Consider the following 25,278-nt stretch of genomic DNA (forward strand, 5'->3'; position numbering starts at 1 on the left):
TTAATTTAAGACTTCAATCTTTTTTTGAAAATATAATAATATGGATTAACCAATTTGCGTTTTAATTTACTTTCTACCTGTAACAATCTTTGCTCATCACAGCGCCATTTAGGATGCATTGCTAATCTTGGTAGTTCCGGTGCAACAGAAAATAAGAATCTAAACCGTTTGTAAACATGTAAGACTTCTCCTAAAAGATAAATTTTAGTTTTACCAAACTGTATTTCAACGTCTCGATTTTTAAAGATTTGTGATCCTACAATTTTCAAATATGAATTAAAAAAATTAATCTCAAGATCTTTATGGGCAATAGCATCTCTAATATCTTTAATTCGATTAACTATATCTTCTTCCTCTGAACTCAATAAATTTTTTTGAGATTTAAGGGGAGACTTTTTGCTAACGAAGAAATATCCTAATTGTCTTAGAGCAAGAAAAAGATGATCTCGATGACAATTAGCTTCTTTGCTTGCTAGCCTTTTTGCTATAATTTCAAATGAATCAAGGGCATCATCTAATAATTGTATAATCAATATTTCTTGTTCAGCTGTACTCATATGGCTAATTATCCTAATTTGAATATACAAGAGTGATAAATATTACACAAGAGGCAAATATCTCCTACAATAAATTGTGCTTTAGGGGTTAGAATCCGGCAGAGGGCAGGCGAAAATGGCGAGTTATCCACAGATTGTGAAACAAAAAATGGCTTATCTAAGCCATTTTCGAGGTGTTCACTTTTGGTACATGTCAGCTCCGGGCGCTGTATGACGTTAAGTAGGAAAATTTGCTTCTAAAGGAATATTGAATAATAAAAAGCCTTATCTTTGTAGTATTTACTGATTAATATATTTTTATTAAAATCCATATTTTTTCATTCTTAACTTAAATGCTTCTTCTCCTCCTTCTGTAACAGTAGTAATTTCTTCTTTAATTTTTTCATTATCAATTGCACCGACACATTTGATCTGCCCCCCTGTTTGATCGCCCGCTTTAATATAATCACAACATATAACTAATTCTGCATCGCCATTGACTACAAAGTTTGCATTGTGACTTGCGAAGATAAGCTGTCTCTTGCTTTTAGATTCCCAAATCTGCTCAACAATACTCTTGATCATCTTACTATCAACATCATCTTCTGGTTGATCAATAATAAGAGGTCCACCATGCTGATTGAGTAAAATACTAAGTAGGGCAGTTGCTTGCTGGCCAGCGGAGGCATCTACAAATTCTATATACTCACTTGTATCTTTATTAGTGTAATAGAAAAAATTAGGATTAAATTCCAGTTCTGTAACTGATAAGTCAAGCCACTTCTTTGGCTCAAAGTTATTAACGATTCTTGTTTTTTCACTTAGAATTAATCCACATTTATCTAAAATCGGTGTTAACGGTAATTGTTCATATCCACTTACATTATGGAAAACTAGACTTTCAAGCTCAGTAAGAATGTTATTCCAATTGAACAACGGGTTCTCTGCGCTCAGCATGTATTGACACAGATCATCAATCTTTTGTTCCTTAATATTCATTCCAGCAAATGCGATCTTGAATTTTTGCTTTAGTACATTAACATCTAGACTCTTAGTTATTTCTGCCTTAATGACTCCATCAGACAATGATGAAAATTGCTGGCATTGTTCATCAATAGTAGTAATCTTTTCGTTGTGTAACATATCCCATCTCTCTCGTAAGTCTTTGTATATTGCCTCCGGATCTCCGAGTGCATTTAATGCATTGCGATTCTCTATTTGCAGCTTTTTTAAAGCAATTACCCTTTTTTCGATATCTTGTATTTGCTTTAATTGTTGTTGATTCACGTTTGCGTTTGCTTTTGCTGCTTCATATTGCTCACCAAAATCGGCTTTCAGATTTTCCCAACTTTTAATTTTTTCACTTATATCTTTAAAAGATGATTCACTAACGAGTTCAAAAAGGATGTCAATTTGATTTTTTATTTCTGTGAATTTATTCAAAAATTCATTTTTAATCTCTTCAATAATTTTTGCATTTTCAAGTTCGACTTTTTCTTCCTTATCTGTCAAACTACCACTAAATTCAGATTTAAGCGATTCTACTAATGCTTGTGCATTCTTAAGCTCGTTTTTTAAGTTTTCTATTATTTGATCTTCTGTATCGTATCTTGCCTTTTGAACGATTATCTTCTGATCATCATCTGAAAGACCTTTGAGGTTAGCGCGCAAACCTTCCAATTGTATTGTCAACGAATTGATTTCGATGTTGTACTTATTTATTTCTACCTCAATTTCTTTTTTACGAATTAAATTACTATAAGTAACTCTGGTTTTTGCGTCCGTATCGCGAATATCAGAACGGATTTTATCAAGTGTCTTCTTTATTGGTAGCTCTACAAAACGTTTTAGTTCTTCAATCCGTACACCAACACTGCTGAGCTGTTTTTGACTATAAGCTTGGAGTGGGAACAAATTTCTAATTTCTTGTTCAGTGGTTTTTATAAAATCAGCATCACTAATTTTTAAAAGTATCTCTTGAGTCTTAGAACTTCTCTTTACTACGTGTTTTATATCATTTAGTAAAAAGTTTACATGAACCTCACCATCATATTTTTGCAAGGTATCATCGATTAGTTTTTTCCTTTTAATTTGAACTGGGGCAATATCTGAATCAATGTTATCAATTGACTGATCACAAAGACCCCATCGGAGATATTCCAATATTGTAGATTTACCTGTTCCGCGACCGCCGATGATAGCGTTATATTGCTGATTTAAATCAATTTCAACCCTACCTAAAAACTTGGAGTTGGAAACACTAACTGATGTGATCCATAGACTTGGCAATGCAGGTTCGTCATGGGACATCCTTGATTCTTTCGCGAGACAAGCCTGTCTTAACGCCTCAGCAGTAGGCTCAGACCACTTAATCCATGTGCATGATTTCCCGAGATCTTCATGTGTTCTTTTCCTATTGTCTGAAGTCTGAACTACTGCAATTGACTTGAAGCCATACTCTTGATTTTTCCCATTGATAATCGACTGATTACCGTTACCTAAACTAGACGCAAAACCATCAATATAGCCACCAACACATGGCATTAATTTATAGTAGTCGTAAAAGCCGCTTCTTAGGAGAGTTTTGTAACCACCATCGCTTACATTCGGAAATACAATAAATCTTCCTTTTATGTAGTCTAGGTTATTAAGCTTTTCATAAAGGTCCTTGAAATTACCAGAAACAGTATTTGGAATTGCTTGCGTATGAGCGTGTTTAGCTTCATCATTACCATTTGGTGTAAGGTGTAATGGCAAGGGTTGTTAAAACGCCGTGAAGTAAATTCTCTGGAAAATTTGTATCTAGTATTAGTAGTGCCTGACATGGTGGTGTTGCGAGGGTAAGTTCAAGTCCAGGGAAAACGATAATTTTTCTTTCTGATTCTATTTTGTTGCCATAAGTATCTTGTTCGGATTCAGCGGCTTTCTTTATGTACGGAAAAAAGACAAAGTCGTGATGATCTGTTATGGCAAGAGCTCCGATGCCTTTTTCTCGGCATGATCGAATAAGTTCTTCTGCGTACACCTTGCGTTCATCTGCCGTAGTAGCATTTTCGCCACTCCAATTTAAATCACGAGGTGTGTGTACCTGAAAGTCACATTTATAAAAGTGTGCACCTTTATCCATAAAATTAGATAATTATTTGTTCCAAATTCTTATAACTTCCTGAAACGATTTTGGTTTATGGTCAAGTTTCTCACAATCTTCCTGCGTAATATAAAGCATTTTAAATTTTCTATCGTTTTGCGTTGTCTGTTAGTTCCATATAAGTTATTTTATTTATTTTACAATAGCATAAATTGCTTGAAAGTATATAGTTTCTCTGCAATAAAAAAGCATGAGCCAGAAAACATATATCTTTTTTGACGAATCATATCCCAAAAGCGTAAATTATAGAATCGTTATACCTGCAATATTAGTTCCTCAGATGGAATATGAGAAATATTTTAGTAAAGCGAAGTTCCCTCAGATGATAAAAAGTGAACGAACAACAGCAATCAATATTTTTCTTGGAAAAATTAACGGACGCGCTTGCCTTAGCTTCGCTGATGTTGATAAAATATTAGTTAGCCCCGGCAAAAAATATTCATTGAAAGATGGTGGAAAAACTTCAAATCCAGATTTGATCTGGTCACCTCTTGTAATGTCAGCAATAACCATTCTTATTGAAGAAGCTATTCATAGTGATAAACTACTAATTCAGGAAATAGCTATTTATCATGATCCTAAAAGTCTCTCCCCAAAGCATCTTGAAACATTTTACAATTTTATCACGAATTGTTTGCCAGAATTAATTAATGATCAAATTATGAAAAAAAATCTAAATATGAAAAAGCCAATTTCCATTAAAAGCATTAAACCTATTGCAAAATGGAATAAAAAAAATGGATCACCATCAAAATTTCAAAGAGGTATTTCTATGGCGGATCAGTTAGGTAATTATGCTAACGACATTATTTCAACTAAGAATCAATTTTCAAGAATCACAATTGAAAATTGTTCAAAAGAAACCAATAAGCTTCTGCATAATGTTAATAAAAAATACAATTCTTAATATCGATTTGATTTTATTAAAAAGATCAGACGAATCCGTTCCTTTCAATGCATGTAATTAATTTCTCTGTCGCAAGTGATATTAATTCAATTTTTAAATCACACTGCGTTGTAACTAAGGAGTGTTTTATAATAGGTTTGTTTATGAGGTAGGGCTTGTTCTTTCAGAAATTCTAAGTCAATAGTTCCCTTTTTAATATGTATATCAATCTTTTTTTTATTACAGAAAGTGATTACCTTATAAGCCATCTCATTATAGAAGGTCTTTTGATCTGCATAATTGCCAATCATATAATTATAATTCCACTTACCAAAAACAATTTTGTCTGCAAAAGATACTGCCTCTAAAATTTTTTCTATATCTTGTTTTATCACATTAGGTGTCGGATAGGGTTCAATACTAACCCAGGTTTTCATGCCACGATTATGCAAGTATTTAAGAGATGCTATCCGTTCTTTAATGGGAGAGGCAAACGGCTCAAATCTGTTTTTGAATTGTTCTGAAAGAGAAACTAAGGTAATTCCATATTCATTTTGTGAGCCGTAATTTTTTTTATCGGTTAAATCCTTCGGATATATCCCTTTGGTTATAGAAACAACTTTTATATTATCTTGATTGAGTCGCTTTATAATTTTTAAACTTATCTCGGTAACTTCAGGAACTTTATACATAAAAGGGTCAGTTGCAAAACTCAAATAAACATATTTTATCTTACTTTTATATTTAGGAATTTCTTTATCTAAAAGTTCTAATGCATTACTAACTATTTTCGGCTTTTTCCAATCAGTATAATCTTTGATCACTCCGCTTCTTTTCTTTATCATCATTGCATAGCATGGATAAGTACAACCATGCGAACAGCCTTCCGCATGATTTAAACTATAGTCGGCATATTCCACACCACTTTTGTAAAGTAGTGTTTTACGTATAATTTCCTCCATAATTTTATTATACTACAATTCTTAAATTGTTTACAGAAATTCGATAACACAGCCTGCAGGGAAGAATCCTTTTTTTCGTGCAGCATCTTTACGAGATACTATTATTGCAGGTGGATTAGTTTTTTCCATAGGTGCAAGAATTTGTCTTTTATAATGAGTTTCTCTGAAAGAGGTTTTGGTGAGCACAAAATTTTCTAATTCTTCAATGCTAATAGTTTTTCCTTTAAAATTGTTTATTATTTCTTTTTTGAGATAAGAAAAGTCAGGCTCTGATTCAAATAACATTGTCTGTCCAGGATTAAACGTTGCATCGGAAAATTGGAATGTACCAATTTTATCAACTTTCCACATTGCTTCTTTCATTTTTTTTAATCCAGTCAGATCATTTGTACCAAAGAAAAGAAAATAATCAGTCTTATTAGATCTATTAATCATTTTAAAAGAACGAACATATTTTATGCCTGCTTTTTGCTCTAATTGTTGTTCATAAATATTATGAAGTAAACTCATCCTTTCCTTTGGATTCTTTTCGAATATTACTTTCTTCCACAAATCAGTTCCGAATGTTTCAATGAATCTTGGCCAAAGCTTTTTATCTTTAATAAAACGATTTATATCTTCATACATAAAGTTAATAAGAACTTCGCATTTTTTGTTACTCATAATTCGCTGTATTAGAGAAAAAGGAATTCCAGAAAAACCAAATGGGTCGATAAATACAAAAGCGGGAGCAATCATCTTTTTTTGATCATCTATATAATCAAGAATTTCAGTTAAGGTTTCATCAAATTTTCCACATATACACTTGGCAGTAAGATTTGATGGTAAAGATAAAGATGATATTTTATTCTCAAGAGACTTGCATCTTTTTGGATCTGCTTCAATAAAGAGCATTGTAATTTCAGCGTCGATTGGTGCCTTATGCTCTGTAACAGCTTTAATAGCAACAATTGGTGATCCATTTTTCCCGTCACTATACTCACCGGGTCCTGCAAAGGCATCAATATATAGAACTCTGCCATTCCATCTTGTGATTATTGGTAGCCATGCATTTAAATATTTTCTTAATATTTCAAGCTTTGCTTCGGTATGAGGTTCTATTTTCCAAGTAGTAGATGTTATTGTTGTCATCAATAATTTTTATAAAATTGTATTATTTAGGACGGTAACACTTCTCACTATAGATGAATCCAGTTTTTCGCTCATCTGGTGAAAATTCAGAACAAAGTTCATCCAATAAAGTATTAGTTAAATCAAATATTTTACTATTTTCATTAAGAGATAGCTTATTTTCTTCTGTAGTTTCCCATAGAAATGGCTCATCTATTTGATCAAAATGCACACGTTCAAATGTTAAATGAATTCCCACTATAACTACAACTAAATGATGTAGCCCAGAAAAAATAATATAATTATCAGGATAACAAGCCCTAGGCAGATAAGATATTGGATGGAGTGGGCCAACATGAGCAAAGTTGGCAGAAAAATGACCATACCATCTAATTATAAAATCAGGCATTACATTTTTTACTCTCGAAATAAGACCATTTGTGGAATACTTATTTTGTATAAAACATTGGTATTGGTTTTTTCTTTCAAAAATATCAATTAATACAAAACAATCTTCCATAACAGAACGTAGGAGGATACCACTTTGAAAATATAATCCTTGAGATAAACAGGAAAATGACCCTAACAATGTATGTAGAATATGAAGTTTAATAGCAGTGACTGGGTTATTCATATCCTTTAGTGGTGACTCTTCAAAGCCGAGGTTGAAATAACGATTAAACACTAGGTCTAAATATAAAGAAATTCTGTATATATAAACATGAGTTTTGTCTATAAATGCTTCTACAATAGGATTTGAATATTTATTTATCCATTCAAAAAAAATCGTTTCATCTTTTATAGGCCCATGTTTTAAATTTAAGAGATTAAAATATATTTTACAACAAGTTTCATATGGTTTTCCACTTCCACATAAACAATGATTGTTATCCATCCTAGAAATTTCCTGAAATTACAATTCTAAATTAGTAACTCTTACTCCAAACCTAAACTTACTTCCTCTCCCTTCACCCTCGCTCTCAGCCCAGATTCTGCCATGATGCAGGTCAACAATCTTCTTTGAGATGTAAAGACCGATGCCAGAACCCTCGGCGGTGCTCTTGGCATGCCCCCCCCCTCGCTCATACTTGGTAAAGAGCTTGTTGAGGTCTTCTTTCCTAATACCCATGCCCGTATCCTCTATGGTGGTTATTACTTCATTACCCTCTCGAATCATTGATACGGTGACACTCCCCTTGTTGGTATATTTGATAGCATTACTCAACAGATTCAATATTACATCCCTTATCTTAAATGGATCAGCCATGACTTTGGACAATGATTGTTGAGGTTTATTGAATGTTAGTTTCAAGCTTTTCTTCCCTGCGAAGGTAGTCATGCCTTTTACGCACTCCGAGATAATATCTTCAAGCTGAACCGGCTGTAAATTAACTTCGAATTTGTTCTGCTCTATTTTATTTAAATCCAAGAAAGTATCAACAAGTATTCTCATGTTCTGGGTCTGAGCGGAAAGGGATTTGAAGGCTTCGGTGGCTTTTTGATTGAATGTGCCGTAACTACCGTCTTGAAGCATTTCAAGCTCACCGGCAAAGGTAGTAATGGGAGCTCTTAGCTCATGGTTGGCAAAGGAGATGAAGTCATTTAATCTTTCATTTAGCTTTTGGATTTCCTCGCGTTGGCGGACTTCGGAGATGACACCTCTTACAAGGAAGAAACTGAATATCACAACAGCGATAAAGAGAACTGCGTTCCCTATAAGCTCTGTCTGGCTCTGAAATGTGAATATCCTGATGAATGAAACAAGCACTATAAGCGCTGAAAATAACTCTGCTGCAATTACCTTTATGTTGAAGAGATGATGCTTAAGGATGGCGTAGGTTGTAAATACGACAAAGAAGACTATGCCGAATGGGCCAAAACGACTTACCTGATAATTTTCAGTGATGAACGGAATAATCGAGTTTGCAAGAGTTCCTATCGCAAGGCTTATTGCAAGCCCGGTGATGAAATATTTAAGCTGAATCCGCTCAATATCTTTCGAGGCTTTGAATTTTCTAATCAGTATGACTGAAGCGATTAAAAAATAGATCACAAAGTAGACGGGATAGAGGAAATACAACCTGCCAGTTATTACATTTATACCCCATGAGAATTTTTCAATCCCTGAAACTAATAAATCCGTGAAAAATAACAGTGTAGTCAAAATCAATGCCGGCAGGAATATTAAGGCTTTGCTGGTAATTGATGAATCCGTCTTCTCATCAGGAAATATTCTAGCCAGATAAAGCAAAACCGGAGCGATCAGGGTTGAGGCAAGATAAGTGATTCGTGTCCAGAGGAGATTGTTTGTTTCTGCATTGTCGGCTAAGAAGTTGCCTACCATCCATGCAGTAATACATAAGGTCAGGATTAGAAACCACGTATTCTGCTTTTTCCTCTCATTTTGAAAATATACCAAAAGCCCCAAGACAAGGTTGGTAAAAGAGATTGCTGATAATAGGATAAGCTCAATGGGCATGGGATTAAAGATTAATTAAATTTTACCATATTTCCTGACAGGAACAAAATGCTGGTTGCTTTTCAGTTGTATTTACTTAAACTACTTAAAAACGGAGTTAATGATAAAGGTCTTGATATTGAGAGGGTGAGAAATGAAACTCCTAACGATTGATGAAGTAGCAAAGCTTTTGAAACTGAACAAGCATACAATTTACAGGTATGCAAAGGACGGTAAAATCCCGGCTGTTAGAATTGGAGGGAGCTGGAGAATTGCAGAAGAGGTGTTGAGTAGGTGGCTTGTTGATGGATCTTCAAATAACAAAAGATAGCTATTAAAATATGAAAGGTTTTCATAAACTGGGCATATGGATAGCAATACTGTGTTTTCAGGAATAGTCGCATTATCAACTGTAGTTTATGCAATATTAACATTCTTCCTCGTCAAAGAAACTAGAAAATTACGAGAAGCACAAACAGAACCAAGAGTTGACGTAACATATCGAATGCTTGAGATTGGTCTTTCTTTTATCGATATTGTTGTAAGAAACACAGGCAACGGCCCTGCGTATGATATTAAATTTGAAATTATTCCCGAAACAAATAGTTTATCCACGCGTAGTTTGATTGAAGAGCTTAATGACAAAAGCTTTATACGCAACGGAATAAAATATCTCTCCATAGGTCAAGAATTGCGCTCTTACTTTACAAATCTTCGCGATGATTTTGAGGGCAAGACTTCAGCAATTATCAGGATTAAAGTGACATTCAAAAGTAAAACCAACCAAACTTACAGAGAAGAATATTTAATTGATTTTTCAGAAATGAAAGGAATGGAAAGATTGGGAGAGCCACCATTAAATAAAATAGCTTATCAAATAGAAAAAATACAAAATAATATTGATAAGATATGCACAGGTTTTTCTAAACTGCATATTAATATTTATACAAATGAAGACCGTAATCGAGAAAAAAAGGAAAGAGAACAGTTTCGAAAGGAAATGTTAGATCAAACAAAGTCGGATACTTCATCTGACAAAGAAAAATAACTTGTGTAATCTATACAATAATTAGAACTTTCATAAATCACTTCCACCGACAAAAAACTCATAAATCCTCAGCTTATTCATTTTCAAATATTCCATTCCCTCTTCCAAGTTTAAAACACAAGGATAAGACCAGCCGTTCCAGTAGTGTTTTCCTTCATTGAGCTTTTCAAATTTAAACCCGTAAAAGTGATAGAGGTTATATATCTCCCTCTCAAGTATGGCATACATATTCGTTGAAGGATTTCTTGCTTTAAGCGTCTGGTGCATTCCCTTGAATAGACTCAAAAGGATTGTTGTCTTTCCACGGTACCTTTTATCAATCACAGTTAAAGCAATCTCTACAGGGAAAGCTTCATTTGAATGTATATCAACCTCCGGGAAAGCATCCGACTTTGTGATAGGCAGCCCTTTGGGTGAATCAAAAACGATCTTTAAGACTCCGGCTATTTCATTTCCGTTTAGAGCGATGAGGTCAATCTCTGATTCTTTATATCCTTCAATCACCTTTTCCGCAGGCCAATCTTTTTCATTGATGCAGACCTCATAGAGAAGTTTTTTCATCTGCAATCGCTCATCTTCATTTTGAGGTTGTCTCACAACGATCTTCATTTGGCACCTGTAACAACTACCTCCGGATAATTAAACCCGTTGTAGTTCTGGTAAGAGTTGGTATAGGCACCGGCGTTTAGAATATATACCCTGTCACCTACCGCTAAATCAGGAAGCAGGACATCTTCTATAATTTTATCCAAACTGTCACAGGTAGGACCAGAGAGATTAAATCTCTTCTTATCTACACTTAAGTCATTATCCTTTTCGGTCTTAATCTCGAATTTGAATTTCTCGTAAGCTTCCATGAGACCGTGAAAAACACCAGCGTCAAGGTAAAGCCAGTTCTTGCCGTTGCGATTTGCCCTGCCAATTACTGAGGTTATAAGGACTGAGGCATTAGCGGCTATGGAGCGACCGGGTTCAATAAGCAATCGAAGTTTCTGATTGGGAAAATATTCATCGAGACTTTGCCTTCCAACTTCACCTATCTCTTCAATCGAAGGTACGTTCTTTATATACCTTACAGGGATACCGCCTCCAAGGTTTAGCATTGAAAGGTCAATCTTCTCTCCACTTGCCTTAAAAGCCACGTCAGCACACACCTTGATGGCTTTCTGCCAATTCTCTACCCTTAGACACTGTGAGCCCACATGGAAGGTAAGCCCATAAGGTATGAGAGAGTGATACTTAGCTTTTATCAATAGCGGCACTGCCTCAGCTATTGAAGCCCCGTATTTGTCATTTAAAGGCCATTCACTGCCGTGGTTATCAACATGAAGCCTAAGATAGATATTGGATTTGGGCGCAAGCCTTGAGAGCTTCTGTATTTCTTCCTCTGAGTCAAAGGCAAATAGCCTTACTCCAAGTTCATAGGCTTTCTTAATGTGATCCGGAACCTTTACGGGGCTTGAGAAGGCAATCTTTGAAGATGGTACCAAGTCTTTTACTTTTTCAATCTCACCCCATGAGGCAACATCGAAGGAAGAGCCTATAGATGCAAGTGTTCTTAACACTTCAGTATGGTCATTGGTTTTTACGGAATAGAAGATTTCAATGTCGCGGTTAAAGTTTCTTTTTATCCTCTCGTAGTTTTTCCTGACAACGTCCCTGTCGATGATGAAAAAAGGCGTAGGAGTGGCTTTGAATCTCTCTATAATCTCAGCCGTAAGAATCATCTTTTCTATTCAATAAAAGTGAGTGTGAGTTTCTAAAATTCCTGTGATTTATGACCTAAGTTTTTGAAATTTTTAACTATATCTTTATGCTTAATTTTAGTTTATTTTCTATAAAATAATTCTTTTATTGCATATTCGCTTGACTTTCAAACTCCACTGGAGTTAATTGAAGAGCATGAAGGATGCAATTGAAAGATACCTGTCACACCTTAAGGTGAGCAATTTCTCCGATGGCACGGTCATCATTTACCGGAGCGATCTTGAGAAATTCCGTGAGTTCTTAAAAGCAGAGCTTGGTGAGAGTGTCGCTCTATCAGATTTTGACGATCTTGAGATAAGAGCCTATCTTAAATATCTAACGGAAGCGGGAAACTCTCCCATCACCCGTGCAAGAAAGCTTGCCGCTATTAAATCTTTCTACAACTACCTCTGCCGGGTTGAAAAATTTCCTAAGAACCACGCTCACAACATAGAGATGCCAAAGGTTGATAAGAACCGCCATCTGGCATTCAGCTACCTTGCGGAAGAGGAATACAAGGAGTTTCTAAAGACCGTAAAGAGAGAAGCAACAACCTTCTTTTTTGAGCGAGATATAGCGATTGTTTCAACCTTGCTTGGCACTGGCATCAGGGTAAGCGAGCTTGTGGCATTAAACCTTGATGACCTTGATTTTGAGAATAAGGAGATGAAGGTTTTAAGGAAAGGCAAGAAAACTACGGTTGAGGTAGTAAACGACGGAGTGCTATTAAACATCAGACGGTGGTTAAGAAAACGAGAAGCGCTTCCTTTAAACGGAGAAAAAGGAATCTTTGTTTCAAAGCAGAAAAAGAGGATGGATAAAAGCTCGGTTCAATATATGATTAAAAACTATGGCAGGAAATCCGGCATCGGAAAGAAAATTACCTGTCACACATTAAGACACAGCTTCGGCACTAACACCTTAAAGAAGGGCAACGATATCGAAACGGTAAGGGAATTGATGGGGCATGAGTCCATTTTAACCACCCAGAAGTACATGCACTCAAACCGGGAAGATAAGCGAAAAGCAGTAAATTCCATGGATGTTTTGGTCTAATCTTATTTATAAGAATTATTTTGTGGGAAATGAGGGAAGGAAAATAGGCACGCTTTTTTGCTTTGCTAAGATAAAAATCAGATAATGCTTTTTTCTTTCCATTGCTTCTAAAAGTTTTGTAGAAAAAGCTTTATCATTTTCTTTCATCTTTCAGCACCCGTGATTATATATTTTTGAATCATCTAAACTCCCGCTTATTATTTTTAAATGTAAACATATTGGATCATCACTTGAAAACCTTAATTTTTCGGTAATTATATTATTTCTTTCGGACCAATACCATTCAAAGTACTTATTCAATATTATTTTACCTTTTTCTTTATTATTGTTAGTAGTGGCTTCTTTAAGATCTTTTTCATCATCTTCGGTCGTAATAAATGGAATGCCTCTTTTATTTTTTTCAAAATAATCAATTAATTGCTTAAGAACAATAATTATTTCTTGCTCCGTTAGTGAGTTATTTTTGATATTAATTTCAATTGAAACATCTATTTTAGTGTTTATAATATCGACATAAACGGAAGGCCATGTTTTGAATTTAGTTATTGTTTGATAAGAAAGACCCTCTGGGCGCATAAATTCTTGGATTTCATCACACAATACTAACAAAAAAGCCAATGGAAACATCGTAAATTGAAATGGAAAAAACTGCCCGTAATCTTTCTTTTTGAAATTATGAAGTGCTATATCAAGTGCGGCTCTTGCAATATCTTGTGTTAAAATAAAATCGTAATAACTTGGGAATTCATTTAAGTCTAATTTATACCTATCACTTCGATGGAAAAATGTATCTTCTATATTTTTAAATAAACTTATTGACGCCAAAACACCATGATCAGATTTTTCATATGCTTCACATAATGCTTTATAAAAATATGGATTTAATTGACCATCTTGTTCATAAATACCATCTTTAGGTTTTACTCCATTAGAAAATATCCTTGCTATATTTTTAAAATATTTTTGAATATTTAATTCTAAAGAAGTATCTTTTTTTAGATTATAATCTGTTATTTTAAAGCCAAAATGTTTTAAGTATTTGTTTAATCCATTTATAATTTCTTGAAAATGCTGGATAGGTATTGCTACATCATGAAAATTAGTTATTAGAGTCCAGATAAAAAACATTCGTTTTTCAGCTGAATAAGGTGTGAATTTATTAGGAATAGTCCCCGGTTCAGGTTGTACTTTTAATAAGTTTTCAAGTGTTGGAGTGTCGCACTTAGCTATAATTTTTGAAAGAAGCTGACCCCCGAAAATGAAATTATTAAACATATGAATATAGTGATCTCTGTATCTTCCACTTCCCTCACGCAAAAGACCATATAATGCAAATTCAACCTTCGGAAAATTTTTAAGAACAGTTGCCAGATGATCATTTGAATAATCGCGCCAAAATGCCTCAAAACATTCACTTACGTGTTCTACTTGCTTTGAAAGTTCATCTTGTCCCAATATAGAAATTAAAGCCTTCTTTATGAGTTCCTTTTTTGTACCTTCATGGAACCAGTCATTGTATAAATCGCTTAATATTGCTTCTGCTTGTTCATTCGCATCCACGGTTATTTTTTTCTTCTCTCGTTGATATTTTAAAATCTATTATATGCTTGTTTGTTTTATTTTCAGTAATAGACCGTCTGTAAGATTTCTATTACTTGGCGTAATTTCATTAATACCAAGCTTCTTAGCCACGCAAAGCGCAATTGCGTTACATACTATTGCACCATCCATCCATTTCGGATTAGAAGGATCTGGTGCCAAAGCATATAATTGATTATTTGTCATTTTCCGAATCTTATCCGAGAATTGTTCAAAATCTATAATGCGAGCAAGTTTAGGATGAGCAGGTGATAAACTAACATCAATAAGATTACATCCAGCGCTTTTTACATAGTCAAGTTCTCCTCCTGTATGCAAAAAAATAGTTTTATTATGAATTGATAAATTATTTATTTTTGCAATTGCAGATTCAATGAAAGATACCATTTCATTGTGTTCTTGATCTGTCGGAGAATCTGATTTAAGAAAATTGTTTCGCAAAGATCTAACTCCAAGTTCATTGAAATGATATTTTTGTTGGATGTTATCTTTCGTACCAATTATAAGTTCTGTAGTACTGCCACCAATATTGAGCACAGCGAAGGTTAAATCATCTGAAAAAAAATCATAAATAGTTCCTTTGTATAATATTTCTGCTTCATCATTTTCAGTAATTATTTCCAAGTTTAAGCCAATCTCTTTTTTTACTATATCAATTAAAAGATTTTTATTTTTCGCGTTTCTAGCTGCACCAGTAGTTATAATTTTTGTTATTTCGACATTAAAATTTTTGTTTGCAATAAGCCATTGTTTAATTACTTCTATATTTTTGAAAATTGTATCTGATTGTAAGTTTCCTGATTTATGAACATCATCTCCAAGGGGAGCTCCAGAAAATTTCTTCTCGTAAAGAGGTTTTACTAAGCCACCGCAAACATCAGCTACAGTTAGCTTAACAGAACTAGAACCAAAATCAATAATGGCGTAACGGTGAGTTTTTTGAGAAGCAGAGTATGTTACCATTAATTCTAAGGCTGATTTCGAATAATTTTTTAAATATTCTTTGTCGTCCCCATGTTGTATCATTTCAGAAACACCAACCTTTATTTTTTCTATTAAATCTATTTCGTCTTTATAAATTAAAATAACCGTGGGAACGAGTTGAGGTAATCCATAAATAAAAATGCTTGGGTCATCATTATCTTTTAGTAATATAATAAGTTTTTTTTGTAACATTACCCCTGTCGCAATTTCCATATGCACCGCTCTACTACTTTGAGGTATTGCAACTATCCAATCACTTTCTCTAACTTCATTAATACATATATCTGCTATTTCGCACGGATCAATATAATTAGCTCCCCAATGCCCCTTGTCCCTATGAGGCAATGAAACCTTAAAGTTAAAGGATTCTAGAACCTTTTCAATTTTTTCTAATTTCTGAATAAATATAGGGTTGGAAATTTTGCCATAAAGACGCCCAGGTAATTGATCTGTCAAACTAGTAAATGGCGCGGCCAAATAAATTTTATTCATTTTTTTATTCCTCTTTATATATGTCTTTATCTATGTGGGACGAACCATGTCCTTAAAGCATATTTTAAATGTAAACATGGTTGCAAGTCAAGGTGAGATAACTTTACAATATATGATATTCATTTGTTGTTAGTAGTTATAAAAAAGGAAGCAGTTTTTCTGCTTCCTTCATCTTAACCCCCGTTCTTTATTTGGTCAAGCTTTCTCCTTGTCCTCTACACTCCACTCCATACTCACAATCTTTACACATAAAGCTCTGCCTCGGCATGAAAATCTCTGCCCTAATCCCCTTCAATACATCCCTTGCCATAGAGAATAGCTTCTCATAATCCTCTTTCCCTCTTGTCGTCTCAAGCTCTACCATCTTGGGTGTTCTGGTTTTAATGAAGTTGATAATCTTTAAGCTCTTTGGCCTTTTTCTGAAAAGCATCTCATAGGCATAGGAGTATGCGGTAAGCTGAAGCTGGTCTTTAAGAGTCTGTGCGTCAATCTTTCTTGCCGAGGTTTTAAACTCAACGATTGTGTCATCATCTTCAACAAGGTCAATTATGCCTTCAAGTGGGACTTCGAGTTTATCTCCATTATTTCCAAGCGGCAGATTGTGAAAAAATATCTCTGCTCCTTTGACCTTCCTCAAGGGCAAGTTGTAATAGAGAGTTAAAAACTCTTTCCCGAGGACAGAAAGCCTCATCTCATCTTCGCCTTCTTTAAATCTTATCTCCACATCCGCCTTCTGAGCGTACCAGTCAACCTCAAATATTTTGTAGAGAGCTTCAAGCGGAATCTCTTTTCCCTTCATCATCTCTTTATGAAACCACTCTAAGCTTGAGTGCATGACGCTTCCGAAGGCAAGTCCTGATGACTTAAACGTCTTTGGCAGTTCATCTATGTACTGAAACCTGTATTTGAGACTGCACATGAGATAGAGGTTAATCTGACTTACGCTCAAGTGATCTATTACCATGGCATGTCACCTCCCTTTTCGGCTCTGACAGGTGTTTCGGGGCGCTGGTTTCTCTGTATCTCCAGTATCGCTTCGATTGCTTGGCTTGCCTCAAACTTTGTGGCCTTCTTTAAGGTGGTGACATTGAATCTCTTCTTTAATGCTTCATGCGCTTCTTTTTCTTCAAGACCTTGTTCTGAAAGTAGCCGAAAGAGATACCGTTTCTGAGCGTCGGTCATGAACTCCTCTTTCTTTTGAGACTTGCCGTTACCATTGTCTGTACTTTCCTGCTTTGGTTCCTCTGCCATATTCTCAACTATGCTGATGCTGAAAATGGTTTTTCCGTCCGCTGTCTTTACTTCAATTAACTTTTCTTTCCTGTCCATGCTTCTATCCTCCTTCTTTATAGTTGGTTTTCTTTGGTTGAAAAATAATTCCCGGAAGGCGTGATGATGATGTTGTCAATAACATCGATACCTATAAGCTCTCCTGCTTCATCAAGACGCTTCCAAAGCTCTTTGTCCTCAAATGACGGCTTTGTCTGTCCTCCGGGGTGGTTGTGGACGGTGATGATGCTAGAAGTGTCTTGAATGATGGCTTTCTTAAATATCTCTCTTGGCTCGGCAACGGTTCTTGTGAGAGTGCCTATGGATATAAGTTCTTTTTCAATTATCCTGTTGCCTCTGTTTAGATGGAGTACCCACAGATATTCCCTATCCGCTCTGCCTTCTTCTGCCATGACATTAGCCACGGCTCTAGGAGAAGCAACGATCTCCCCCGAAGCTTCCCTTACTTCCAAGATTTTAAGCTTCATATGATTTTCCTCCCCGTTGGTTGTTAAAGAACCTTTGAGTTCATTTTGTCTTTGAAGAAAGAGCACAACAAGCCAGGGAGATTTGCTTAATGAGGCAAAGGCTACAGCCTTTTTTATGATTTATAAGCGGGTAAGATTAAAGTCATGAGCTATATCCACCATGATGATTCCAATCAGGTCACCCCCTTTGCCGTAACTAACTTCAGAGACAAGAGGGTGGTTTTTGGTATTAAGAAAGGAAACAGACGTGGGCACATGTATGTCATAGGAAAAACAGGTACGGGCAAAAGCACCATGCTGTTAAACATGATCCACGCTGATATGAAGACGGGAAATGGCATTGCCCTAATAGACCCGCATGGAGATCTGGCGGAGAGTGTTTTAGATTTAGTGCCGGAAAGCAGAATCGAAGACGTAATATATTTCAACCCGGCTGATACGGAATATCCGATTGCTTTTAATCCCTTGGCAAATGTAAAGCAGGAATACCATCATCTTGTATCTTCCGGGCTTATCTCGGTGTTTAAGAAGGTCTGGCCGGAGTTCTGGGGACCTCGCTTAGAGCATATCTTCAGATATTCCATAATGACTCTACTTCAGTATCCGCAAAGTACACTTCTTGATGTGACAAGGATCTTAACTGACAAAGAATTCAGAGCAAGAATATTAAGAAGGGTTAATAACCCACAGATTCAAAACTTCTGGTCTCTTGAGTTTGATAAATATTCTGCATGGTTAAAGTCTGAGGCAATATCTCCAATTTTAAACAAAGTCGGACAATTTTTGATAAGCCCGCCGCTATCTAATATCCTTGGACAAAAAGAAAACACCTTCAAGCTTAGGAAGGTGATGGATGATGGAAAAATTTTAATTGTTAATCTTGCCAAAGGGAAGATCGGGGAAGATAGTTCCGCGCTTTTAGGCTCAATGATGGTGACGATGATACAGCTTGCAGCGCAGACAAGGGCAGGTATGCCGGAAAATAGACGAAAGCACTTCTATCTTTACGTGGATGAGTTTCATAATTTTATAACCATGTCCTTTGCAGATATTTTATCTGAAGCTCGAAAATACGGTCTTAACCTCATCCTTGCCCATCAGTATATTGAACAGCTTGATGAGAAGATAAGGTCGGCGGTATTTGGCAATGTAGGGACTATTGTATCATTCAGGGTAGGCGCGGAAGATGCCAAGTATCTTGCGAGGGAATTTTATCCGGTGTTCAGCGAAGATGATTTTGTAAATCTACCGAATTATTATATCTATCTAAAACTTATGATTGATGGAGTGACTTCTAAAGCGTTTAGCGCGGTGACGCTGGAGCCGGTTGAGGGTGGAAAATTATATAGGGAGAAGATTGTTGAAGTTTCAAGACAAACATATGGCGAACCAAAAGTAGAAATAGCGTGTGAAGTTTTATCTCATAGGAAAGTTGAATCGAGAAATACAACTAAGCAGAGGAGGTTGTTTCAATAATCTGCAACGAGAAAAACCAGCCATTTAATGGTTGGTTTGAGGGTATTTGCCTACCTCTATGAGAAATTTTTAATAGAAAGCATCTTTGATTCTAAAGCCTGTTTTCCTCAACTCATCACCTATAAGTCTTATTTTTTAATGGAACCCATAATTTCAGCTTCCTGAAGAACTCTAAGACTTCAGAAACAAACAATACTTTTTTTGCAGAGTGGTCATCGATCAAAGGTAGCACTTCTTATTTTAAAGCAAAAACAATTCGGTATTCAGTTAAATTCTACCGTTGCTTTATATTTTCCATAATTTCGTTCCACGATTTTCCTTATATTAAGTTCAACAAAATTTGGTCTATCTTCTTTTTTTACTGATTGTACAATATAATCTGCTGATGATTCTAATCCCCCGCGTATTTCTTTATTAAACTGATCTAGAGCCTCATTTTCATCAAGCGTAATTATTAATAATCCTCTCCTATCTATTTTCATGATCCGAATTAAATAAGGAAGAAATGTAGAATCGGCAGCTAATAAAGGAAAACGCAAAGGAAGATGATAAGTACTTAGAAAAACAATTCGTTGAATAGCTCTTATCTTTACTTCTTGAAGAATAAATGAAATGCATTGTTCAGGCATTAAATACCCTGTATTAAAACTGACAATAAATATTGCCTTTTTTGTGCCTGGATAAAGATATTTTTCTATTCTATATTTTTCATCATCTATACTCTTACTCTTATCATCTGATGACCAGTTACAATTTATTAAATGTTTAAATTTAGGTACTTCTTGATAGTTAATTTTTTTTATAGTTTTATTTGGATGCAGGTTGTCAACTTGAATTTCAGGACCAAAATTTATAATCATCACATTCCTATTTTCTTCTTCTTTTTGATTATCTTTATTAGACAGATAACTATAAAGATATGGCATTGAGATTGCGAGCTTATTTGTATTTCTGGCACCTTTGATTAAGATAAAAGAATCATCCCTTATTTTGAATATGGAATTGCTTTTAGGTATCGTGTTAGTATTATTTTTTTTATCTTTTGCTAAAGTAATTCCAAAATCTGATTTGGGTACTTTTAGGTCATTTCCAAATTTACGTTGCCATCTTTCTTGCTTTGCAATTTGTGTATGCAAACTTGGATAGATGACGAGACCATTATTTCTTATTTTGAATGGATGCTTACCAAGAACATGTCTTTGGTATCGTGATTTTGTAACTTCTATTTGTTTAAATGTATAGTTTAGCGTATTCCAAGATAGTTTGATATGTATATCTGTTAAAAAAGAAACCTCATTCAAAAAAGAATCAGAATTATGTGAATTATCCGCTTCTTCATAAATAAAAATACCTAAAATTCCAGACCAGGTAACCAAACGAAATAGTTGGTATATTTGTTCCCTATTAAGTTGTTCTTGACCGAATGCGTTTAGACTATCGACAGCCATTGCTAAAAGTGTATTCTCCTTTAATTCGTTTTTCTGCTCTTCTTTATTTGTTTCCCAGTCACCTTTGGACCAAGAAGCATTTTCACATAAACGACACAGCTGTTTAAACCTTTCCCAAAATACAATTCTCTCATTTTCGTGAGACAGTTGGCTGTAAAAACGAGGAGAAAGTTTTGGGAGAAGCAAAGTTCTATACTTGTCAGCATCCTCTGTTATTTTATTATACGTTTCAAGATAAGGCCTTCCCATTTTGCCATCATAGCTTGTAGATCCACCGCCAGTTGGTTCAAACTGCAAATTTTTAATCTTAATCTTCTTATCAAATGATTTATATCCACAGCTTGTTAGAGCTATTCCCTTTTTATTATTTTGTGTTAACATTTTAGCTGTTTTCTCTATTGTTACTGATGACTGTTCAATCGAGATATATGCAACAACCCCATTCTCATTTTCGTTTATACTACCCGTAGGGCATCTTCCAGATGATTTGGAACAACTTATTTTTTGCAACCTGCAAAGAATTTCAAGAGCTAAAGATGTTTTTCCTATTCCCGGAGGTCCACTTATCACAATATTGATACCCATAGGTCTATTCTGATCATGAAAATTGTATTGTGGAATATAAATTCCTCGTCCAAGAATTCCTTGGCACATATCTTCGTCAAGTAAATAGTTTAATTCACTGTTTGAAGTAACAAAAAAATTTTGCTGTGTTTTATTCATAATTCATTCGCCTATACTTTTAAGTATTGTAAAATTATGTTAATTTTTTTGAACTCGTTCTTTCAATGTGTCAATAATATATGCGAATCTTTGGCATATCTCATTTTTTACTTTTGCTAGGTATTGTTTTGTTTCTATTTTAGATAGTTTTATACTCCATTGTCCATCAAGTTCATCAAAATAGATTTTATTATTTAATCTTATCATTCCACTTCTTTTAAAAGGTATATGCACCTTAAAATATATATCATTTGATAAAGAAGCTATGCGATGAAAAATTCGTTTTACTTCATCTATTTTTTCTATTCCGGCTTCGCTAGCTAATACTTCCCAAGTAAATGATACTTTTCCCAATACTCCAAGACGTAGTTTAAACATTGCTTCAAGTACACGGTCAACTTTCAATGGTGTAATATTAGGTTCAATTGTCAACATAAAATCATATGGTGTGGTATTCTGCTGATCTTGGTTTCTTAGTGTTTGTCTTTTTGTAGTAATTAAATTATTATCAACTAAAATTGTACATGATCTTAATTCTAATCCCATTTGTTTTAACTCTTTACCCCAACTTTCAAATACTCTTTCTTTTTCAATTATGTCATTGTAAATCCAATAAAGTTTTTCATTTTTTTCCCCCTTAGCTAACAAAGATAAGAATTCTGGTGTAGGATACATTAATAAATTCCGACCTACAAGGTCTAATTCGCAACCACTAATAAGTCCTCGTACATCTCCTTTAGACCCTTCAGGACCAAAGCCAATCTCGACTTTCCTATGATAACTTGTATCTAGTTCATCTGCTAAACACAATAGTGCTCCAAGCCATTCTATATGAATAGTACCATAAGAATCTAAATAAACGTTGCTGAGCCACCCGTGTCGATCTGCTATCTTACGATTATTATGATTATGAAGTAGACAAACGCGAGCTATACAATCACTCAGTCCTGCATCAAAAATACTAAATTTTGCCGGTGTTTCCAATATGGTAAGTGCGGATAATAGAGAATGAGCCTTAGATCCTTTATTGCTTTCTATTAATTTATTTTTTGAACGCTTAATCCACCACTTACTTACATTGGCCCTATCCTTATCAATTCTTGATAACATTTGTTGAATGATGCCATTTTCACTATGCTTATTGTCAGTACTATCCACCTGTTTAATTTTTCCAATATCATGTAAAGTCAATGCAGTAAGCAAAACATAAGATTCTGCAAAAGAAAGGTGTAAATTCTCTTGGATCTCTAAACAAGTATTTATTCCAGCTTCGATATTCTTTATGTGCGGTAATCCGGTGTGAGAACCATTGTCTATTGGAAAATTTGGAAGATATTTTTCTATGAAAATTTTTTCTAAATTATTAAAGTTTTCAACCAGAGTTGAAACATATTTGTCATTACCTTTAGACATTAGATAACGTAGATTTCGCTCTAACTTTACTCTACTCTTGTCGTTAATCATTTATTTTATTTATAAAAAATTTTCAAGACATCTACTGCGACAGTTGTAATTAGACTTTTGCAATATCGCATAAGTGAAGATAAAGTGAATCAATACATTATAAAATAATATAAATTAAATCAATGTCAACAATTTAATGATTAACCCAAAATTTTCATGATATGTTACTGAAATTAAAAGATATCTTATTTTTTAACTGAATGTTCCATAGTTAGGAAGAGGGGTTACATAATTTTTTGCGAATTCATAATAAAAATGAGATACAGAAAAAAAATTTAACAAAAATCAAGAAAATTATTTTTAAAAATTACCTTAAAAGAAGGAATGGGGAAATTCAGGAAACTTTTTTTAAAGAAAGTTTTTATATTGAAGAAGCCAACCGTTTTGGGTTGGCTGATGAGAGGTTATAAATTATTTCTCCAATGCTTTTAGAAATTCACTCAACGTTATACCTGCTCTGGTAATGAGACTACGTAATGTCCCGCGAGCTACCTCAGAATGATTCGGCACTGATAAAGTTGCTATATGCCCTTCCTTGGTTAAAATAATATGACTACCTCTTTGACGAATTACTTCCCATCCAAGTTTTTCAAAAGCTCTTACAACTTCCCGAGGTCTCAGTACCGGCACTCCGGCCATTAGAGATGTACCTCAACTTGATGAATCTTTACTGTCAGAGGCATTCCCTTTTCGGCGCGTACTTCTAAGCATTCTTTGATTGCTTCCTGGATGTTCTTCTCGGCTTCTTTTTCAGTTTTGCCTTGACTTATGCAACCTGGTATTGAAGGACATTCAGAAATAAACATGCCATCCTCATCCTGAAATATGGTGATAAGAAATTTCATATATTGTACCTCCGAAATATTATCATTTTTCTATATATTCATTTATATGGTTATTTGAAAAGTGCTATATAATTAACGATAACAAGAAAAAGTGGAAGCTGTCAAATTCTCTGCAATTGCTAATTAAATAAACCTACTTTAATTTTTTTAATTTAATTGTTTCTTTTTTTGTAAATTCGGATTTTGCCCGCTCAACAGCTATTCTTTCTTCTTCAGAAAGAGGAGTTATATCAAACTCTAACAAATTGCTTGATTTGTCTTTCATAAGATAACGCCTTCCCTTTTAATATTTTCATACAGCGGCATAGCTTTGTACAAAGGAGTACTCCAATCTTTTCTACTTGTGAGATTAAGGCTAAATAATAAATCTGTTTCAAGTTCAATCGGAAATACCTTGTCTCGAATGACATCCTCTTTCTTAAACGTTGCCTCTCCATCTGTCAAGATAAGTAGGTTATAATCAGACTCTGACCCAGCATCTCCTCTGGCTCTTGAACCATAGAGCATAACCTCTGCAGAAAGGTCAATTGCTTTGATTGCCTCGCGACATCTTTCCAAGATATTCTTTTCTGCTACGCTCAGAGCTTTATAGTCTTTTAACTGTTTCATATTTTCACCTTTATTTTTAGAGGAACTTATGGCCCATTGCCATAGTTTTAACGAACTATCTTCAGCATAGCAATAGAGTGGATTTGCCGTCAAATGCAATGCAATTGTATATATTGCAACTCCGCTGATGTATAATCTCATAAATTTTAAAGTGTTCTTGAACTCTTCCTTAACTTTAAGCATGAAGATTTATTTTATTATTTTTATAGATTGATCGCATCATGCCAAACCTCACTATTTTTAAAGTTATATAGGCTGGTAGAGTTGCAGAAATAGTAACAATCGCTGTGATTTTTAATTCGACTGCCCACAATATAAAACAGATTGCGATTGTATATACTGCTGTTCCTATAGCCATAAATATATATGCAATAAAAGAGCATTTTCTCCGTTTAATTTCGTCGTTTTTTATAAAGAACCTGCTTTCTGAACTGGCTGTGTAATATAAATATGATGATATTACACAAGAGATAATTGATAACATCATACAACTTGAACCAGCTTCAAACCACATTGAAAAATTTTTAAATTTTGGTGGTATGCTTGTAAATATAGTAATAAATAAAACAAAAGTTGATAGAGAAATGCCAATCCAAGTATTTGTGAAATTAACCCATAATTTATCATCTACCGTTGAATAAATTTTCATTGTAAATCTCCTTCAAAAAATTATAATTTAATTATGAGATTTTTTTCTACCGCTTTTTTCTCACCGTTTTAACTGCCTCATCTACTAATTTCTCTATTTCTTCCTCCCGAATATCACGAGTTTTTGTCCATACTTTTTCAAGCATTGTTCGAAGTTCTTTTTTACTTTGTTTCAAAGATCCATTCAATTGTTGAAGCTTCTTACGAGGAGACAATGATTTATTTTTTTCGGTATCAATCGCTCTAAGCAAATGGATCTCGTACATGGCATCGTCTTTGGGAA

The 25,278-nt window shown here is 34.5% G+C and carries 26 protein-coding genes; 5 read left to right on the forward strand and 21 right to left on the reverse strand.

Annotated features, from left to right (window positions below; genetic code table 11):
• Positions 1–5: 5 nt before the first annotated feature.
• The 3 genes from HZA77_02125 to HZA77_02135 all read right to left on the reverse strand — a co-directional run bounded on the left by HZA77_02125 (position 6) and on the right by HZA77_02135 (position 3,663).
• Positions 6–557 carry a hypothetical protein gene (locus tag HZA77_02125; GenBank protein MBI5374200.1) on the reverse strand — a complete coding sequence of 184 codons (552 nt, stop codon included), beginning with the start codon at positions 555–557 and terminating at the stop codon, positions 6–8.
• Positions 558–857: 300 nt separating this feature from the next.
• Positions 858–3,293 carry an AAA family ATPase gene (locus tag HZA77_02130; protein MBI5374201.1) on the reverse strand — a complete coding sequence of 812 codons (2,436 nt, stop codon included), beginning with the start codon at positions 3,291–3,293 and terminating at the stop codon, positions 858–860.
• Positions 3,265–3,663, reverse strand: a complete 399-nt coding sequence (locus HZA77_02135) for a hypothetical protein (protein ID MBI5374202.1) — start codon at positions 3,661–3,663, stop codon at positions 3,265–3,267. Before HZA77_02135 ends, HZA77_02130 begins: the two co-directional genes overlap by 29 nt.
• 211 nt (positions 3,664–3,874) lie before the next feature.
• Between HZA77_02135 and HZA77_02140 the strand changes: the two genes are divergently transcribed.
• Positions 3,875–4,591 carry a hypothetical protein gene (locus tag HZA77_02140; protein MBI5374203.1) on the forward strand — a complete coding sequence of 239 codons (717 nt, stop codon included), beginning with the start codon at positions 3,875–3,877 and terminating at the stop codon, positions 4,589–4,591.
• Positions 4,592–4,689: 98 nt separating this feature from the next.
• Here the strand turns inward: HZA77_02140 and HZA77_02145 are convergent, their stop codons facing one another.
• From HZA77_02145 to HZA77_02160, 4 genes are read right to left on the reverse strand one after another with little or no spacing between them, the layout of a single operon-like run.
• Positions 4,690–5,532 carry a radical SAM protein gene (locus HZA77_02145; GenBank protein ID MBI5374204.1) on the reverse strand — a complete coding sequence of 281 codons (843 nt, stop codon included), beginning with the start codon at positions 5,530–5,532 and terminating at the stop codon, positions 4,690–4,692.
• 30 nt (positions 5,533–5,562) lie between these two features.
• The gene (gene tcmP / locus HZA77_02150) at positions 5,563–6,663 is read right to left on the reverse strand and encodes a three-Cys-motif partner protein TcmP (protein MBI5374205.1); all 1,101 of its coding nucleotides are present in this window, start codon (positions 6,661–6,663) and stop codon (positions 5,563–5,565) included.
• Positions 6,664–6,685: 22 nt separating this feature from the next.
• Complete coding sequence (locus HZA77_02155; protein MBI5374206.1) at positions 6,686–7,537, reverse strand: SEC-C domain-containing protein; 852 nt, start codon at positions 7,535–7,537, stop codon at positions 6,686–6,688.
• Between the two features lie 18 nt (positions 7,538–7,555).
• A complete protein-coding gene (locus HZA77_02160; GenBank protein ID MBI5374207.1) occupies positions 7,556–9,061 on the reverse strand; it encodes a hypothetical protein in 1,506 nt (501 codons plus the stop codon).
• A gap of 193 nt (positions 9,062–9,254) precedes the next feature.
• On the opposite strand from HZA77_02160, the gene HZA77_02165 reads away from it, so the two are divergent.
• Together HZA77_02165 and HZA77_02170 are read left to right on the forward strand one after the other, a co-directional pair.
• A complete protein-coding gene (locus tag HZA77_02165) occupies positions 9,255–9,431 on the forward strand; it encodes a helix-turn-helix domain-containing protein (GenBank protein MBI5374208.1) in 177 nt (58 codons plus the stop codon).
• Between the two features lie 36 nt (positions 9,432–9,467).
• Positions 9,468–10,148: a hypothetical protein gene (locus tag HZA77_02170; GenBank protein MBI5374209.1), complete on the forward strand. Its 681-nt coding sequence runs from the start codon at positions 9,468–9,470 to the stop codon at positions 10,146–10,148.
• Between the two features lie 30 nt (positions 10,149–10,178).
• On the opposite strand, the gene HZA77_02175 is transcribed toward HZA77_02170, so the two are convergent.
• Both HZA77_02175 and HZA77_02180 read right to left on the reverse strand, forming a co-directional pair.
• Positions 10,179–10,757: a hypothetical protein gene (locus HZA77_02175; protein ID MBI5374210.1), complete on the reverse strand. Its 579-nt coding sequence runs from the start codon at positions 10,755–10,757 to the stop codon at positions 10,179–10,181.
• Complete coding sequence (locus HZA77_02180) at positions 10,754–11,875, reverse strand: type III PLP-dependent enzyme (GenBank protein MBI5374211.1); 1,122 nt, start codon at positions 11,873–11,875, stop codon at positions 10,754–10,756. Before HZA77_02180 ends, HZA77_02175 begins: the two co-directional genes overlap by 4 nt.
• A 175-nt stretch (positions 11,876–12,050) precedes the next feature.
• Here HZA77_02180 and HZA77_02185 point away from each other — a divergent pair, with 175 nt between their 5' ends.
• Positions 12,051–12,950 (forward strand): tyrosine-type recombinase/integrase, encoded by a 900-nt coding sequence (locus HZA77_02185; protein MBI5374212.1) that lies wholly within the window; start codon positions 12,051–12,053, stop codon positions 12,948–12,950.
• Between the two features lie 150 nt (positions 12,951–13,100).
• Here HZA77_02185 and HZA77_02190 read toward each other — a convergent pair whose 3' ends face one another.
• From HZA77_02190 to HZA77_02210, 5 genes are all read right to left on the reverse strand, one after another.
• Positions 13,101–14,510: a hypothetical protein gene (locus HZA77_02190; GenBank protein MBI5374213.1), complete on the reverse strand. Its 1,410-nt coding sequence runs from the start codon at positions 14,508–14,510 to the stop codon at positions 13,101–13,103.
• Positions 14,511–14,549: 39 nt separating this feature from the next.
• Entirely contained in the window at positions 14,550–16,025 is a 1,476-nt protein-coding gene (locus HZA77_02195) for a hypothetical protein (protein MBI5374214.1), read from the reverse strand.
• Between the two features lie 187 nt (positions 16,026–16,212).
• Positions 16,213–16,989: a PD-(D/E)XK nuclease family protein gene (locus HZA77_02200; protein ID MBI5374215.1), complete on the reverse strand. Its 777-nt coding sequence runs from the start codon at positions 16,987–16,989 to the stop codon at positions 16,213–16,215.
• The gene (locus HZA77_02205) at positions 16,983–17,354 is read right to left on the reverse strand and encodes a hypothetical protein (protein MBI5374216.1); all 372 of its coding nucleotides are present in this window, start codon (positions 17,352–17,354) and stop codon (positions 16,983–16,985) included. The genes HZA77_02200 and HZA77_02205 overlap by 7 nt, the downstream gene beginning before the upstream one ends.
• Before the next feature lie 17 nt (positions 17,355–17,371).
• Entirely contained in the window at positions 17,372–17,782 is a 411-nt protein-coding gene (locus HZA77_02210; protein ID MBI5374217.1) for a JAB domain-containing protein, read from the reverse strand.
• Positions 17,783–17,926: 144 nt separating this feature from the next.
• On the opposite strand from HZA77_02210, the gene HZA77_02215 reads away from it, so the two are divergent.
• On the forward strand, positions 17,927–19,258 hold the full coding sequence (locus HZA77_02215; protein MBI5374218.1) for a type IV secretion system DNA-binding domain-containing protein: 1,332 nt from the start codon (positions 17,927–17,929) through the stop codon (positions 19,256–19,258).
• 263 nt (positions 19,259–19,521) lie between these two features.
• On the opposite strand, the gene HZA77_02220 is transcribed toward HZA77_02215, so the two are convergent.
• The 7 genes from HZA77_02220 to HZA77_02250 form a co-directional block, all read right to left on the reverse strand.
• Positions 19,522–21,429 carry a hypothetical protein gene (locus HZA77_02220; protein MBI5374219.1) on the reverse strand — a complete coding sequence of 636 codons (1,908 nt, stop codon included), beginning with the start codon at positions 21,427–21,429 and terminating at the stop codon, positions 19,522–19,524.
• 39 nt (positions 21,430–21,468) lie between these two features.
• Positions 21,469–22,842: a hypothetical protein gene (locus HZA77_02225; GenBank protein MBI5374220.1), complete on the reverse strand. Its 1,374-nt coding sequence runs from the start codon at positions 22,840–22,842 to the stop codon at positions 21,469–21,471.
• Positions 22,843–23,304: 462 nt separating this feature from the next.
• Positions 23,305–23,532, reverse strand: coding sequence for a type II toxin-antitoxin system HicA family toxin (locus tag HZA77_02230; protein MBI5374221.1), 228 nt, complete (start codon positions 23,530–23,532; stop codon positions 23,305–23,307).
• Positions 23,532–23,738 (reverse strand): type II toxin-antitoxin system HicB family antitoxin, encoded by a 207-nt coding sequence (locus HZA77_02235; GenBank protein ID MBI5374222.1) that lies wholly within the window; start codon positions 23,736–23,738, stop codon positions 23,532–23,534. Before HZA77_02235 ends, HZA77_02230 begins: the two co-directional genes overlap by 1 nt.
• Positions 23,739–23,999: 261 nt before the next feature.
• Entirely contained in the window at positions 24,000–24,530 is a 531-nt protein-coding gene (locus HZA77_02240) for a nucleotidyltransferase domain-containing protein (protein MBI5374223.1), read from the reverse strand.
• Positions 24,523–24,996 carry a hypothetical protein gene (locus HZA77_02245; GenBank protein ID MBI5374224.1) on the reverse strand — a complete coding sequence of 158 codons (474 nt, stop codon included), beginning with the start codon at positions 24,994–24,996 and terminating at the stop codon, positions 24,523–24,525. The genes HZA77_02240 and HZA77_02245 overlap by 8 nt, the downstream gene beginning before the upstream one ends.
• A 46-nt stretch (positions 24,997–25,042) precedes the next feature.
• A complete protein-coding gene (locus HZA77_02250) occupies positions 25,043–25,261 on the reverse strand; it encodes a hypothetical protein (GenBank protein ID MBI5374225.1) in 219 nt (72 codons plus the stop codon).
• Positions 25,262–25,278: the final 17 nt, after the last annotated feature.

Source organism: Candidatus Schekmanbacteria bacterium (genome assembly GCA_016219965.1).
In the GTDB taxonomy this organism is placed as follows: Bacteria; Schekmanbacteria; GWA2-38-11; order GWA2-38-11; family J061; genus JACRJM01.